Origin of the sequence: Nocardiopsis sp. NPDC049922, assembly GCF_040660275.1 — a bacterium.
Taxonomy (GTDB): domain Bacteria; phylum Actinomycetota; class Actinomycetes; order Streptosporangiales; family Streptosporangiaceae; genus Nocardiopsis.
This window is the reverse complement of the sequence record NZ_JBFAME010000002.1, coordinates 343,572-357,318: the sequence shown is the minus strand read 5'-3', so window position 1 is coordinate 357,318 and position 13,747 is coordinate 343,572. Positions and strand designations below refer to the sequence as shown.

10 protein-coding genes are annotated in these 13,747 nt (G+C 70.6%); 6 read left to right on the top strand and 4 right to left on the bottom strand.

The features are described from left to right. Positions 1–57 precede the first annotated feature (57 nt). A complete protein-coding gene (locus AB0I72_RS05825; RefSeq protein WP_358563422.1) occupies positions 58–1,122 on the top strand; it encodes an alkene reductase in 1,065 nt (354 codons plus the stop codon). A gap of 60 nt (positions 1,123–1,182) precedes the next feature. On the opposite strand, the gene AB0I72_RS05820 is transcribed toward AB0I72_RS05825, so the two are convergent. The 4 genes from AB0I72_RS05820 to uraD form a co-directional block, all read right to left on the bottom strand. Then, entirely contained in the window at positions 1,183–2,694 is a 1,512-nt protein-coding gene (locus AB0I72_RS05820; protein WP_358563420.1) for a nucleobase:cation symporter-2 family protein, read from the bottom strand. Positions 2,695–2,933: 239 nt separating this feature from the next. Beyond that, positions 2,934–3,830: a factor-independent urate hydroxylase gene (pucL, locus tag AB0I72_RS05815; RefSeq protein WP_358563755.1), complete on the bottom strand. Its 897-nt coding sequence runs from the start codon at positions 3,828–3,830 to the stop codon at positions 2,934–2,936. Positions 3,831–4,026: 196 nt separating this feature from the next. Then, a complete protein-coding gene (uraH, locus tag AB0I72_RS05810) occupies positions 4,027–4,371 on the bottom strand; it encodes a hydroxyisourate hydrolase (RefSeq protein WP_358563418.1) in 345 nt (114 codons plus the stop codon). Further along, on the bottom strand, positions 4,368–4,922 hold the full coding sequence (uraD, locus tag AB0I72_RS05805; protein ID WP_358563416.1) for a 2-oxo-4-hydroxy-4-carboxy-5-ureidoimidazoline decarboxylase: 555 nt from the start codon (positions 4,920–4,922) through the stop codon (positions 4,368–4,370). The genes uraH and uraD overlap by 4 nt, the downstream gene beginning before the upstream one ends. 419 nt (positions 4,923–5,341) lie before the next feature. Here uraD and AB0I72_RS05800 point away from each other — a divergent pair, with 419 nt between their 5' ends. The 5 genes from AB0I72_RS05800 (at position 5,342) to AB0I72_RS05780 (ending at position 13,374) form a co-directional block, all read left to right on the top strand. Next, entirely contained in the window at positions 5,342–6,142 is an 801-nt protein-coding gene (locus tag AB0I72_RS05800) for a TIM barrel protein (protein WP_358563414.1), read from the top strand. Positions 6,143–6,281: 139 nt separating this feature from the next. Next, positions 6,282–7,172: a 2-hydroxy-3-oxopropionate reductase gene (locus AB0I72_RS05795; RefSeq protein ID WP_358563413.1), complete on the top strand. Its 891-nt coding sequence runs from the start codon at positions 6,282–6,284 to the stop codon at positions 7,170–7,172. 159 nt (positions 7,173–7,331) lie between these two features. Then, positions 7,332–9,047, top strand: a complete 1,716-nt coding sequence (gene gcl / locus AB0I72_RS05790) for a glyoxylate carboligase (protein WP_358563411.1) — start codon at positions 7,332–7,334, stop codon at positions 9,045–9,047. Between the two features lie 345 nt (positions 9,048–9,392). Beyond that, positions 9,393–11,093, top strand: a complete 1,701-nt coding sequence (leuA, locus tag AB0I72_RS05785; RefSeq protein ID WP_358563409.1) for a 2-isopropylmalate synthase — start codon at positions 9,393–9,395, stop codon at positions 11,091–11,093. An 85-nt stretch (positions 11,094–11,178) separates the two neighbouring features. Next, positions 11,179–13,374: a TerD family protein gene (locus AB0I72_RS05780; RefSeq protein ID WP_358563407.1), complete on the top strand. Its 2,196-nt coding sequence runs from the start codon at positions 11,179–11,181 to the stop codon at positions 13,372–13,374. Positions 13,375–13,747 lie beyond the last annotated feature (373 nt).

Here is a 13,747-nt window from a genome sequence, read left to right as displayed (position 1 = left end):
CCCTAACGTCGGTGTCGTCAACGAGGGGCGGCGCCCCGCACACGACCTGGAGACGACATGAGTCAGCTGTTCGAGCCCATCACCATCGGCCGCGACGAACTCCCCCACCGCCTGTTCATGGCTCCGATGACCCGCTCTCGCGCCTACCGGGACGGCCTGGTCGACGACCTGGTCGCCGAGTACTACGCCCAGCGCGCCTCGGCCGGACTGATCGTCACCGAGGGCGTCCAGCCGAGCGTGCGCGGCCAGGGCTACATCAACACCCCGGGCCTGCACTCCGCCGAGCAGGTCGAGGCGTGGCGGAAGGTCACCGACGCCGTCCACGCCAGGGGCGGCCGTATCTTCGCGCAGATCATGCACTCGGGCCGGGTCGGCCACCCGAGCCTGTACCCCGACGGAGGCCTTCCGGTCGGCCCCTCCGCGATCGCCACCGGCGAGTCCCTGTTCGACGGCTCGGGCATGGTCCCCCACCCCGTCCCGCGCGAGATGACCTCCGCCGACATCGCCGAGGCGCAGGACGACTTCGTCTCCGCCGCCCGCAACGCGATCACCGCCGGATTCGACGGGGTGGAGCTGCACGGGGCCAACGGCTACCTGATCCACCAGTTCCTGGCCGACGGCGCCAACCAGCGCACCGACGGGTACGGTGGCAGCGCCGCCAACCGGGCCCGGTTCGCGGTGGAGGTCGTCGACGCCGTCGCCGACACCATCGGCGCGGACCGCACCGCCCTGCGGATCTCCCCGGCCAACACCGCCAACGGCATCACCGAGAGCGACTCCCTGGAGCAGTACCTGACGCTCCTGTCGGCCCTGCCGAACCAGGCCGACCTGGCCTACCTGCACATCATGGGCGTGGGGCCGGTCGAGACCAGCCGACGTCTGCGCAAGGAGTGGGCGGGAACCCTGGTGTACAACCCCGTCGCGGGCCTGGACGTGGCGCGCGCGACCCAGGCGCTGGAGGAGGATCTGGCGGACGCGGTCGCCCTGGGCGCCGCCTGGCTGGCCAACCCCGACCTGGACGCCCGGATCAAGGCGGGCGGCCCGTTCAACGAGCCCGACCGCGCCACCTTCTACGGCGGCGACCACCGCGGGTACACCGACTACCCGACCCTCGGCGCCTGACCGCGCCGACGGCGCCGGGTCCGGCCGGACCCGGCGCCGTCGCGTCGCTTCGGGGAGAGGTCAGCCCTCTCGACCGTCGGCGGCCCTCGGCTCCTCTCCGCGGTGGGCCGCACCGGCCTGGTCGGTGTACTTGGCCTCGCCCGGACCGGCGCTGCCGATCTCGGCGGTGTCGATCGCGGCCGGGGAACCCCCGTCCGACGTCCGCCCGACGACGTTGAAGCAGATGTTGAGCAGCACCGAGACCAGGGCGGCGCCGATGATGCCCGAGTGCGCGATCAGCTCCACGGACTCGGGGAGGAAGGCGTAGAAGGTCGGGTAGGCCAGCGGGATGACCGCCACGCCCATCGACGTCGCGACCAGCACCAGGTTGAGGTTGTTGGTGAAGTCGACCTTGCCGAGGGTCTTGACGCCGCTGGCCGCCACACTGCCGAAGAGCACGAGCCCGGCGCCGCCCAGCACCGGGGCGGGCAGCGCGGCCATCACCCCGCCCAGGATCGGGAACAGGCCGAGCGCCAGCAGGATGACGCCGCCCGTCGCGACGACGAACCGGCTGCGGATCCCGGTGAGCGCCAGCAGTCCGATGTTCTGGGCGAAGGAGCTGGTGGGCGTGGCGCTGAAGATCGGGCCGATGATGGAGCCGCTGACGTCGGCGCGCAGACCGGCGGAGATGCGTTTGGCGTCCACCCTCGACCCGGTGATCTCGCCGACCGCGATGAGGTGCGAGGCGCCCTCGGTCAGCACCACCAGCATGATGACGCACATGGTCAGCACGGCGGCGAGTTCGAGGCGGGGCGCGCCGAAGTAGAAGACCGACGCGGGGTTGAAGACGATGTCGGCCTCACCCACCCGGCTGAAGTCGGCCATCCCGAAGGGCACCGCCACGAGCGTGCCCACGACCAGCCCGAGCAGGACGGACAGGCGTCCCCAGATGCCGGGGAGGACCCGGGAGCCGAGGATGATGACGGCGAGGGTGAACCCGGCGAGCGCGAGGCTGGACAGCGGGGCCGCGGCCACCGTCGACCCGTCCTCCAGGGTCCGGGTCCCGCCGTCCATGATCCAGCGGGCGGCGACCGGCATCAGGCTGATCCCGATGACGGTGATGATCGTCCCCGTGACGATCGGGGGGAAGAAGCGGATCAGCTGCCCGAAGAACGGGGTCAGCACCAGGGCGAAGACGCCGGCGGCCATCGAGGCGCCGAAGGCCACGGGCAGGTTCTCCCCGGCCTCTCCGGCCGCCAGCGAGGTGATGGCGCTGACCGGGACGAAGGAACAGGCGACCACGATCGGCATCTGCGCGCCGAGGCGGCGGTGTCCGACGGTCTGGAGGAGAGTGGCGATTCCGGCGGCCAGGAGTGCTCCGCTGACGAGGATGCCCATGGCGGCGGGCTCGTTCGCGAGTCCAGCGGCGGCGCCGATGACCAGGGCCGGCGCCACCGCGCCGGCGTACATGGTGAAGATGTGCTGCAACCCGTAGACGATCAGCAACCGGAGCGGGAGCTTCTCGTCCTCGGGGCGGGTGGGGGATGAGGCGTTCGTTGTGGCCGAGTCCTTCGCGGACGGACTGTTCGACATGGCCAGTTTCCAGCCTTTGCGTTGGGTGGCCACCGGTGGGGGTGACCGGTTTCTCGGGCGCGCGGGCCCGGTGGTGTCCACCGCTTCGGCACCCGTGTCCGGGCACGCCGAGGAGCGGTGTGTCGCCGCGTCGGTGCGCGGCTCGCGAGGCGGTGCCTCGAACGGGGATTCCCGCGGGTGCGGGGCGGGGACCGGGACCCGGCCGGCGAGGTGCGCGGGCCCCGGGACTGGCGGGCTCGTTACACGAAGCCGGGGACGGCCTTCCAGGCGTCACCGGCGTCGGGAGCGTCGTCGCGCTCGACGGTGGCCTCGATCTTGCCGTAGGGACGGTCGGCGGCGAAGAAGACCTCGTTCGGGTTGTCCAGGCCGAACGGCGACAGGTCCACCAGGAAGTGGTGGTTGTTCGGCATGGAGAACCTGATCTCGGCGACCTCGGGGTGCGCCTCCAGGACGGACTTGCCCATCTCGTACAGCGTCTGCTGGAGGGCGAGGCTGTGCGTCTCGGCGAACGCCTCCAGGCAGATGGCGCGGATGGAGGAGTAGAGCTTGTCGAACTCCAGGTCCGTGCCGACGTAGCGCCAACGGGCGGTGACGTCCGTGGCCAGGATCCGGTCGTCGGTCTCCTTGAGGGTGGTGTACTTCGTCTTCGGGTACCCGTGGAACTCGGACCCGGTGGACTTGAGGACGGTCAGGCCCTCGAAGCCGGATACCACCCACTCCCGGTCGCCGTCCTTGTTGACCACGGTGGTGCGGGTCTCGGCGCCGCTGCGGGAGAAGGCGTGGTCGTGCGGGCCGTGCGAGGTGGCGATCCGCTCCCAGGAGTACTCCTGGATCTCCTGGCGCGCGCCGTGCACGTACTCGTGCTCGTCGACGAAGTGACGCGCGAGCCCGAGCGCGAAGTCCTCGATGGCGCCGACGCCGCCCCACTCCCTGGCCTTGGCGTAGACGGTGTTCTTCTGCGTGTCGGTCGGCAGGCACGTGCTGTTGTCGCCGACGGTGTGGACGGTCTCCAGGTCGCCGCGCAGCTGCGAGGTGACGTTGACGTCCTTGATCTGGTGGACCGCGGTGTCGCGGTTGACGTGGACGAGGCGGACCTCGGCCTTGCCGTACTGGTTGTCTCCGAGTCGGATACCCATCAGGGCGTACTCCATCTCATGTGTGTACATGACGTCGTTTCGCGTCGGGCGCCGCGCGCCCGTGCCGTGCGCACGAGGGAGGACCGCTGTGGACATGCGGAAGGACCTATCACGCACTCGAAGAGGGTCGGTGTCTTCGCTACGGGATGTGGGGCGTGTCGTGGCTCCCTTCTTCGCGGTTGCGACCGGGGCCGGGCTAGGAACCCCGGTAGGTCGAGTAGGCGAACGGGCTCAGCAGCAGCGGCACGTGGTAGTGCGCGTCCTCGTCCGCCAGGTCGAAGACGATGGTGACCTCCGGGTAGAAGCCCTTCTGACCGGTGGCGGCGAAGTAGGCCGCCGTGTCGAAGACGACCCGGTAGTAGCCGGCGGCGAGCTGGTCGGGCCCCAGGTCGGGGACGCGCCCGTCGTCGTTCGTGCGGCCCTCGGCGACGGTCTTCCAGGAGGTGCGCTCCGCGTCGGCGGCGGCCTCCAGGCGGACCGGGACGTCGCGGGCGGGGCGTCCCAGCGACGCGTCGAGGATGTGCGTGGTCACGTGGCTCATGCGGCGTCCAGGAGTTTGTCGAGTCGGAGTCCGGCGATCTTGCGCAGTTCCTCGGCGACCACCCGCAGTTCGCTGGAGAGGTCGTTGTCGAGTCGCGCGACGAGGTCGGCCAGCAGTTCACGGCTGGACCGGCCGCTGGCGCAGACCAGGTAGATCTGCCCGAACCGGGCCTCGTACTCACCCTGGGCGAACTCGAAGATCCGCTGCACGCGCAGGGACGCGTCGTCGGTGTCGGCGGCGAACGCGGACTGCTCGCCGCGCGACCACCGCGCCTCGGTCCCCTTGCCCTCGGCCTTCTCCCCGATGCGCGGGTGGCGGGCCAGCGCTGAGGCGACCTCGTCCCCGGTGATCTCGCGCGCGTGCTTGTCGGCGAGTTCGGTGAGGGCGCGCCGGTCGGCGTAGGGCGCCTGCTCCGCCACGGCGTCGACCCAGCGGTCGATGTCGAGGACCTGGGCGAGTTCGACGCGCAGGTCCTGCCGTGACAGGGCGTTCAGGCGCGCGAGACCCGGATCGGCGGTCCGGTCCGGCTCTCGCGCGTTGGTCTCGGGCATGTGTTCTCTCCCGTGTCCGGTGGGTGCGGTCACTCCCGTGAGGGGTCCCTACCCGCTCACGTCTCTCGGATGTTCCCACAGAGCTACCGGGTGTTTTTCGTAGTGCAGAGGGTTGTTTCCGTATGGCGGATGGAGGGACTCTAACTCCAGACCGTGTGATCTTGTCAACACTGGCAAGGGGGGAATGTCGAAAAAGTCCGAGTTTCGTGCTCTCGCACGAAGTTCGGGACATCTTCCCCGTGGAACGCGCGGGACGGATGGGGCGAGAAGGGGCTCGTGGGCGGGTTCGCGGCGGCCGTTCGGCGGCCTGGAGCACATCGGGTGGTTGACAAGGTCACGCTGGGGCCGCACACTCTGATTATTCCTTCAAGTGAAAACTACTTTCCGCATCGCGGAACACAAGGTGACGGAGGCCAAGCATGAGCCACGCGCTGGGCTACACGGTGAACTGCTCGCTGCTGTTCACCGAGCTCCCCATCAACGAACGCCCCAAGGCCGCACGCGACGCGGGCTTCCACGCGGTGGAGTTCTGGTGGCCGTTCGAGAGCGCGACGCCCGCGCAGGACGAGATCGACGCCTTCGTCTCCGCGATCGACGCCGCCGGTGTCCGGCTGAGCGGCCTCAACTTCTTCGCCGGCGCCCTTCCCGGCCCCGACCGCGGCGTCCTGTCGCAGCCCGCGCGCAGCGACGAGTTCAAGGCCAACATCGAGGTCGTCGCGCGCATCGCCGAGCGCACCGGCACCACGGGCTTCAACGCCCTCTACGGCCTGCGCCAGGAGGGCGTCGACCCGGCCGAGCAGGACCGCCTCGCCCTGGAGAACACGGTCGCCGCCGCGAACGCCGTGGCCAAGGTCGGCGGCACCGTGCTCGTCGAGCCGATCAGCGGCTCCGAGGACTACCCGCTCAAGACCGCCGCCGACGCCCTCGCGTTCGTGGCCAAGGTCAAGGAGGCCGGGGCCGCCAACGTCGCGTTCCTCGCCGACTTCTTCCACCTGGCGGTCAACGGCGACGACGTGGCCGCGGTCGTGCGCGACCACGCCGCCGAGTTCGGCCACATCCAGATCGCCGACGCCCCCGGCCGGGGCGAGCCCGGCACCGGGTCGCTGCCCCTCGACCAGCTCCTCACCGAGGCCGAGGCTCGCGGCTACCGAGGCCTGGTCGGTCTGGAGTACAAGCCGACCGTGCCCTCCGCCGAGAGCTTCGGCTGGCTGAACCGCTGACCACCACGTCCCAGACGGGCGGCCGCCGCACGCGGTGACCGCCAGCGGCCGTCCGCCCCGCACGCCCTCGGGGCGGGCGGCCACACCACCCGGACGCGTTCGACACACCCGCAGACGACAGACCACGAAAGGGGCGGACATGCCCGCCAACAGCGACATCGCCTTCATCGGACTCGGGATCATGGGCCTGCCCATGGCCACCAACCTGGTCAGGGCCGGGTACAGCGTCACCGGCTACAACCTGGACCAGGCCGCGATCGACAAGCTCGTCGCGGCCGGCGGCAAGGGGGCGGGCGACATCGCCGAGGCCGTGGCCGGCGCCGACGTCGTCATCACGATGGTCCCGGACTCCCCGCACGTGGAGGAGGTCCTCACCGGTGAGGGCGGCGTCTACGACAACGCCAAGGCCGGCGCCCTGGTCATCGACATGAGCAGCATCCGCCCCGACGTCACCCGCACGCTCGCCGAGACCGGCGCCGAGCGCGGCTTCCGCGTCCTGGACGCCCCCGTCTCCGGCGGTGAGGCGGGCGCCATCGAGGCCAAGCTGTCCATCATGGTCGGCGGCAAGCGGGAGGACTTCGACGTCGCCAAGCCGATCTTCGACGTCCTCGGCACCACCCCGGTCCTGGTCGGCCCCAACGGCGCCGGTCAGACCGTCAAGGCCGCCAACCAGCTCATCGTCGCGGGCAACATCCAGCTCGTGGCCGAGGCCCTCGTCTTCCTGGAGGCGCACGGCGTCGACACCGAGGCGGGCCTGGAGGTCCTCGGCGGCGGGCTCGCGGGCAGCACCGTGATGGCGCGCAAGGGCGAGGCCATGCGCAAGCGCGAGTTCCAGCCGGGCTTCCGGATCGCGCTGCACGACAAGGACATGAAGATCGTGACCACCGCCGCCCGCGAGGCCGGCGTGGCGATTCCGCTGGGTGCCCAGGTGGCCCAGTTCGTCGGCGCCCTCAAGCACCAGGGCCACGGCGGACTCGACCACTCCGCGCTGCTGAAGATCGTCGAACAGCTCTCCGGCCGCACCGAGTAACGGCCACCTGGCAATGGGCTTCCGCCGGCGGTACCGGCCTGCCGTACCCACGTCTTACGTGTGATCCGCGTGGCTGACGGCGGCCTCGGGTGTTGGCCGCACCCTGGATCCCGCCGGCGGAATCCGTCAACCCCCCTAGCACTGAAGGGTTCGCTTCAAATGGTACAGATGCCCGCGATGAACGCCGTCATCGAGGTCCTCAAGGACGAAGGCGTGGACACCGCGTTCGGCTGCCCCGGCGCCGCCATCCTGCCGCTCTACAAGGCGATGGAGGAGGTCGGCGGCATCGAGCACCTGACCGTCCGCCACGAGGAGGGCGCCACCCACATGGCGGACGGGTGGTCGCGCACCACCGGCAAGGTGGGTGTCGCCATCGGCACCTCCGGCCCCGCCGGCACCAACATGATCACCGGTCTGTACACGGCGATGGCGGACTCCGTCCCGATCGTCTGCATCACCGGTCAGGCCATGACCTCCCTGCTGGACAAGGAGGGCTTCCAGGCGGTCGACATCGTCGAGATCGCCAAGCCCGTCACCAAGTGGGCCGTGCAGATCAGGGAGGCGGCCACCGCCCCCTGGATCTTCCGCGAGGCCTTCCGCGTCGCCCAGGAGGGCCGTCCCGGCCCCGTCCTGATCGACATCCCGCTGGACGTGGCCAAGCAGGTCATCGAGTACGACCCGTCCATCGACGCACCGCTGAGGATCAACGCCGTCGAGCCGCACCAGCCGCGCGTCGAGCGCGCCCTGGACATGCTGCTGGCCGCCGAGCGCCCGCTGCTGCTGTCCGGCGGCGGCGTGATCCTGTCCGAGGCCTCCGAGGAGCTCAAGGAACTCGCCGAGTACCTGAACGTCCCCGTCCAGGTCACGCTCATGGGCAAGGGCTCCTTCGACGAGGACAGCCCGCTGTACTCCGGCATGACCGGCGTCCAGACCTCCCAGCGCTACGGCAACGCCTCCTTCCTGGAGTCGGACCTGGTCCTGGCGGTCGGCGCGCGCTTCGGTGACCGCCACACCGGCCAGATCGACGTCTACCGGGGCGACCGGAAGTTCATCCACGTCGACATCGAGCCCACCCAGATCGGCAGGGTCTTCGAGCCGGACCTGGGCGTCGTCTCCGACGCGAAGCTGTTCCTGTCCGCGCTGCTGGAGACCGCCAGGGCCCGCGGGAAGAAGGCCGAGGTCCAGCCGTGGGTGGACCGGGTGAACGAGCTCAAGCGGACGCTGACCCGCCGCGAGGACTTCGACACCGTGCCGATCAAGGCGCCGCGCGTCTACAAGGAGATCAACGAGGTCTTCGACGCCGACACCTACTTCGTCACCGCGATCGGCCTCTACCAGATCTGGGGCGGCCAGCACCAGAAGGCCTACAAGCCGCGCCACTACCAGATCTGCGGCCAGGCGGGCCCGCTGGGCTGGGAGATCCCGGCCGCCATCGGTGTCAAGAAGGCGCTCAAGAACACCGAGCCGGACGCCGAGGTCGTCGGCATCGTCGGTGACTACGGCTTCCAGTACATGGTGGAGGAGCTGGCCGTCGCCGCGCAGTACGACGTCCCGTACGTGATCATCATGATCAACAACGAGTACCTGGGCCTCATCCGCCAGGCCTCGCTCCCGTACGAGATGAACTACCAGGTCGACATCCACTACGACGAGTTCGGCACCGACAACGTCAAGATCATGGAGGCCTACGGCTGCTCCGGCCGCCGGGTCGCCGACCCGAACGAGATCCGGGACGCCCTGGAGTGGGCGCGCAAGGAGGCCAAGGCCACCTCGCGTCCGGTGCTGGTCGAGATCATGATCGAGCGCGAGGCCAACACGCCGCACGGCCCCGCCATCGACGCGGTCAAGGAGTTCGAGCCCCTCCCCGAGGCGTAACGGGCTGGGGACCCGCCTCCCCCGGGAGGCTTCCCCTCGGGGAACAAACAGACGGGCGTCGCGGTCGTAACGAACGGGGTACGGCCGCGACGCCGCCATTCCCACGCGATGCCGCTGTTTCCATCTGTTGGAAAGGGACCAGGTCACACGCATTGTGTCCCAGAATGTGGACGTCGAGTACCAGCATTCCCGAACACTCTGCTAGCGTGACGACCACTATGCTGCGCGAGCTGCTTCTCCTTAGTGGCCGCGGCGGGGGTCGTAAGACGGTCGGCTCCCTCGCCGCGGGACTTCGGCTTGCCCTGGTCGGCCACTGACCTCGCAGATTCCTTCAGGAGACACCCGATGGTGCCGCAGCAGCAGCCCAGTCCCATGCCCTTCCAGCGTTATCAGCCCTTCACGCCGGTCGATCTGCCCGACCGCACCTGGCCGTCCAGGACCATCACCGAGGCGCCCCGGTGGCTGTCCACCGACCTGCGCGACGGCAACCAGTCGCTGATCGAGCCGATGGACGCCGAACGCAAGCGCGAGATGTTCGAGCTGCTGGTGAAGATGGGCTACAAGGAGATCGAGGTCGGCTTCCCCGCCGCCAGTCAGACCGACTTCGACTTCGTCCGGTCCCTGATCGAGGGGGACCTGATCCCCGACGACGTCCAGATCTCCGTGCTGACCCAGGCCCGCGAGGACCTGATCGAGCGCACCGTCCAGAGCCTGGTCGGCGCCAAGCGCTCCACCGTCCACCTGTACAACGCCACCGCCCCCACCTTCCGCCGCGTGGTCTTCCGCGTCGACCGCGAGCAGTGCAAGGCGATCGCCGTCGAGGGCACCCGGCACGTCATGCGCTTCGCCGAGCAGTACCTGGGCGAGACCGAGCACTTCGGCTACGAGTACTCGCCCGAGATCTTCGTCGACACCGAGCTGGACTTCGCCCTGGAGGTCTGCGAGGCCGTCATGGACGTCTGGCGGCCCGGCCCGGGCCGCGAGATCATCCTGAACCTGCCCGCCACGGTCGAGCGCGCCACCCCCAACGTCTACGCCGACCAGATCGAGTGGATGAGCCGCAACCTGTCCCGCCGCGAGCACGTGGTGGTCTCGGTCCACCCGCACAACGACCGCGGCACCGGCGTGGCCTCCGCCGAACTGGCCGTGATGGCCGGGGCCGACCGCGTCGAGGGCTGCCTGTTCGGGCACGGCGAGCGCACCGGCAACGTCTGCCTGGTCACCCTGGGCCTGAACCTGTTCAGCCAGGGCGTGGACCCCAGGATCGACTTCTCCCAGATCGACGAGATCCGCCGCACGGTCGAGCACTGCACCCAGCTGCCCGTCGCCCCGCGCCACCCCTACGGCGGCGACCTGGTCTACACCGCCTTCTCCGGCTCCCACCAGGACGCCATCAAGAAGGGCTTCACCGCCCTGGAGGCCGAGGCCGCCGCGGCCGGCGCCCCCGTCGACGAGTACGCGTGGGACGTGCCCTACCTGCCCATCGACCCCAAGGACGTGGGCCGCAACTACGAGGCGGTCATCCGCGTCAACAGCCAGTCCGGCAAGGGCGGCGTCTCCTACATCATGCAGCGCGACCACTCGCTGGACATGCCGCGCCGCCTGCAGATCGAGTTCTCCCGGGTCATCCAGGAGCACACCGACGCCGAGGGCGGGGAGTTCTCGGCCGAGCGCATCTGGGAGATCTTCTCCCGCACCTACCTGTCCGAGTCCGGGCAGGTCGCCGTCCTGGCCCACCGGTCCACCACGGCCGAGGACGGCACCTACCGGATCGAGGCCGACGCCCGCGTCAACGGCGAGATCCGCGAGCTGACCGGCACCGGCAACGGCCCGATCTCGGCGTTCTGCGACGCCCTGACCGACGTCGACGTCAAGGTCCGGGTGATGGACTACGTCGAGCACTCGCTGGGCGGGGACGGCGACGCCCGCGCCGCCGCCTACGTGGAGGCCGAGATCGACGGGAACGTGGTGTGGGGTGTGGGCATCCACAACAGCATCACCACGGCCTCGCTGAAGGCCGTGTGCAGCGCCATCGCCCGCGCCTGATCCGCACGCCGCCGCCCCGGCTCGCCCGCGCGGGCGACCGGGGCGCTGTCCCGGGCGGAAAACCCGTGGTGGATGTCGGCCCGCGATGGCAGCATCTCCGGTCATGGCGTACACCCAGATCATCCAGCGAACCCTCAGGGTCCCCCGGCCCACGGGTGCTCCCGGCGACGGCTCCGCCGCCACCCGCCAGCTCGACGCGGCGCTGCTGTCGGCGGGCTTCGGGCTCACCGCCGAACTCCGCGCGCACCTGGCCGGACTCGAACCGTACGCCGTCGTCGCGACGGGCCGGATCGTCCTGGGGGCGGTCCGCGCGCTGGTCGGCGCGCACGTGGCGCACAACGTGTACTTCCGCGACTTCCCCGAGAACGTCCCCGACACCCTGGAGTTCTGGACCGGGTGCCTGGTCGAGGCGCTCACCGACCCCAGGCGCGGGGGAGCGGTCATCCGGCCCGACGGCACGGTCAACCTCCTGGACCTGCCGAGCTACGGCCGCTACCGGCACACGTACGACGAGCTCGCCGCCTCGCGCGACGCCTTCGTCGCCTCGGCCGAGGACCGGTTCACCCTCCTGCACCTGGGCCGCACGCTGGAGGAGGAGACCCGGGCGCTCTACGAGGAGCTGGCGGGCAGCACGGTGCCGCTCGGCGGAGACGACCTCGTCCTGCTGGCCCGGCTCGCCTCCGTCTGCGCCGACCAGGAGCCGCCGTCGAGTGTCCCGGTCCGGGAGAACCGCGCCGTCGTCAACCGGGCCAGAGTCGCGAGCGGTCGGCCGCCGCTGGCCGACACCGTCACCGACGTCCTCCGTCTGGCCTGCGCGTTGTCCGACGGCGACGTCACCCTGGACGAGCCCACCCGGTTCCGCTCCTTCAGCCGCCGCGAACGGCGCGCCCTGCTGAACGCGCTCGACGCGGTGGTGGCCGCGGACCCGACCAAGCTGGGTGACGTGGCGCGCCACCGGGAACCGTTCAAGCGGCTGGGGGAGCGGCTCCACCCGCACGAGTACCCGCGCCTGACCCACGCGTGTGAGGTGTTCGCCGTGGCACGCGGCGACCGCCGCGTGCGCACGTTCGACGCACGGGTCGAGGCCGCCTTCTCCGACGGTGACACCACCCGCGCGGTCGGCCTTCTGACGTCGGCGCCGGGCCGGTTCGTGCGGTCCCTGGACCGGATCCTGAGCCGGTCCTCCGCCGAGGAGGCCCGAGCGGTGGCGGCCAGGCTCGACGGGTGCGCCGACCGGGTCGCGCCGCGTGTCCTGGTCTCGGCCCGCGAGCACCTGGCCGCCAGGGCGACGGGAGGCTCGACCGTGCGCCTGTTCGTCAACCGCAAGGCCCGGACGTGGGTGGAACGCGAGCACAGGGAGCCCCTGCCGACCGACCGGGCCGATCCGGTCATCGCCGTGCTGGACGACGCCGTGGCCCGGCGCCTGCCCCGTTTCGACCGCGTGTTCACGGACGAGGCCGTGCGCACCGTCGCGGTGCCGCGCTCGGGCAAGGGCACGGCCGGAGGCGTGGGGGTGCTGCCGCGTGGATCGGCCATGCCCGTGACCGGTGATCGCCTGCGCTTCTTCGTCCACTGGCGTCAAACGGAGCTGCGGACGGACCTGGACCTGTCGGTGCAGATGCTCGACGCCGACTTCGCCCCGGCCGGGCAGGTCTCGTGGACCAACCTCCGGAGCGACGGCATGGTGCACTCGGGCGACATCGTCGACGCCCCGGAGGGCGCCACCGAGATGATCGACCTGAACCTGGCCGGGGTGGACCCCCGGGTGCGACACGTGGTGCCGCAGGTGCTGCTGTTCTGCGGTGAGAGGTTCACGGCGTTGGCCGAGAGCTTCTTCGGGTTCATGACGCGCGACGGCGAGCAGGACGGTCTGCCGTTCGAACCGAGGACCGTGCGGTTCAAGTCCGACCTGCGCGGATCCTCACGCGTCGCACTCCCGCTGATGTTCTCCCGGGGCGAGGACGGACGATGGACCGCACGCTGGCTGCACCTGTTCCTGCCGGGGCGGATCGGACTCAACCGGGTGGAGGAGACCGGCGTGTCGGCGGGTGCCATCGCCCGAGCCCTGGTCGAACGCGAGCCCCGCACCGTGGGCGATCTGCTCGACGCGATGGCGCGCTCCGGCGCCGAGGTGCGGGTGTTCGACGCCGACGCGGTGGCGGAGGAGACGGTGCCGGAGGGACGGCGCTGGGCCTACGTCGGGCTGGAGCGTCCGGACGGACTGCCGGAGGGGACCGAGGTGTTCACCACCAGGGAACTCGGTTCGCTGCTGCCGGACTGACCGCCCGTCCCGGACCCGCGCCGGAAAACCCGGTGCGGACTGTCGGGGCGTCCGGTTAGAGTACGTGACGGCGAGGCCATGTGGGAGCTTCCTTCTCCACCATTGACCTGGCGTCCGCGCCTGGCCCCGCGCCAGCGGCAGCGGACCAGGACAGCCCTCACGCACTCCTCGCCGCCAGTGCCGGGCGGCCATGCGGCGGCTTCCCACCCGGGGGTTCGACCCCCTTCGGTCGGTCAGCCGTCGCGTACTCCGCTCCGGCCGTGTGAGGCCATGCCGGGGCTTCCTTCTCGGCCCCGAAAAGGCCCCTCTCACAGGTTAGTCCCGGCGCTCTCCTCACACCGCGAACGGGCCGCACCCCACGGGGGCGCGGCCC

Bases quoted from the DNA above. Each gene is read 5' to 3' on its own strand.
- AB0I72_RS05825 (WP_358563422.1), top strand. From the start codon at position 58: ATGAGTCAGCTGTTCGAGCCCATCACCATCGGCCGCGACGAACTCCCC.
- AB0I72_RS05820 (WP_358563420.1), bottom strand. From the start codon at position 2,694: ATGTCGAACAGTCCGTCCGCGAAGGACTCGGCCACAACGAACGCCTCA.
- pucL (WP_358563755.1), bottom strand. From the start codon at position 3,830: ATGGGTATCCGACTCGGAGACAACCAGTACGGCAAGGCCGAGGTCCGC.
- uraH (WP_358563418.1), bottom strand. From the start codon at position 4,371: ATGAGCCACGTGACCACGCACATCCTCGACGCGTCGCTGGGACGCCCC.
- uraD (WP_358563416.1), bottom strand. From the start codon at position 4,922: ATGCCCGAGACCAACGCGCGAGAGCCGGACCGGACCGCCGATCCGGGT.
- AB0I72_RS05800 (WP_358563414.1), top strand. From the start codon at position 5,342: ATGAGCCACGCGCTGGGCTACACGGTGAACTGCTCGCTGCTGTTCACC.
- AB0I72_RS05795 (WP_358563413.1), top strand. From the start codon at position 6,282: ATGCCCGCCAACAGCGACATCGCCTTCATCGGACTCGGGATCATGGGC.
- gcl (WP_358563411.1), top strand. From the start codon at position 7,332: ATGGTACAGATGCCCGCGATGAACGCCGTCATCGAGGTCCTCAAGGAC.
- leuA (WP_358563409.1), top strand. From the start codon at position 9,393: ATGGTGCCGCAGCAGCAGCCCAGTCCCATGCCCTTCCAGCGTTATCAG.
- AB0I72_RS05780 (WP_358563407.1), top strand. From the start codon at position 11,179: ATGGCAGCATCTCCGGTCATGGCGTACACCCAGATCATCCAGCGAACC.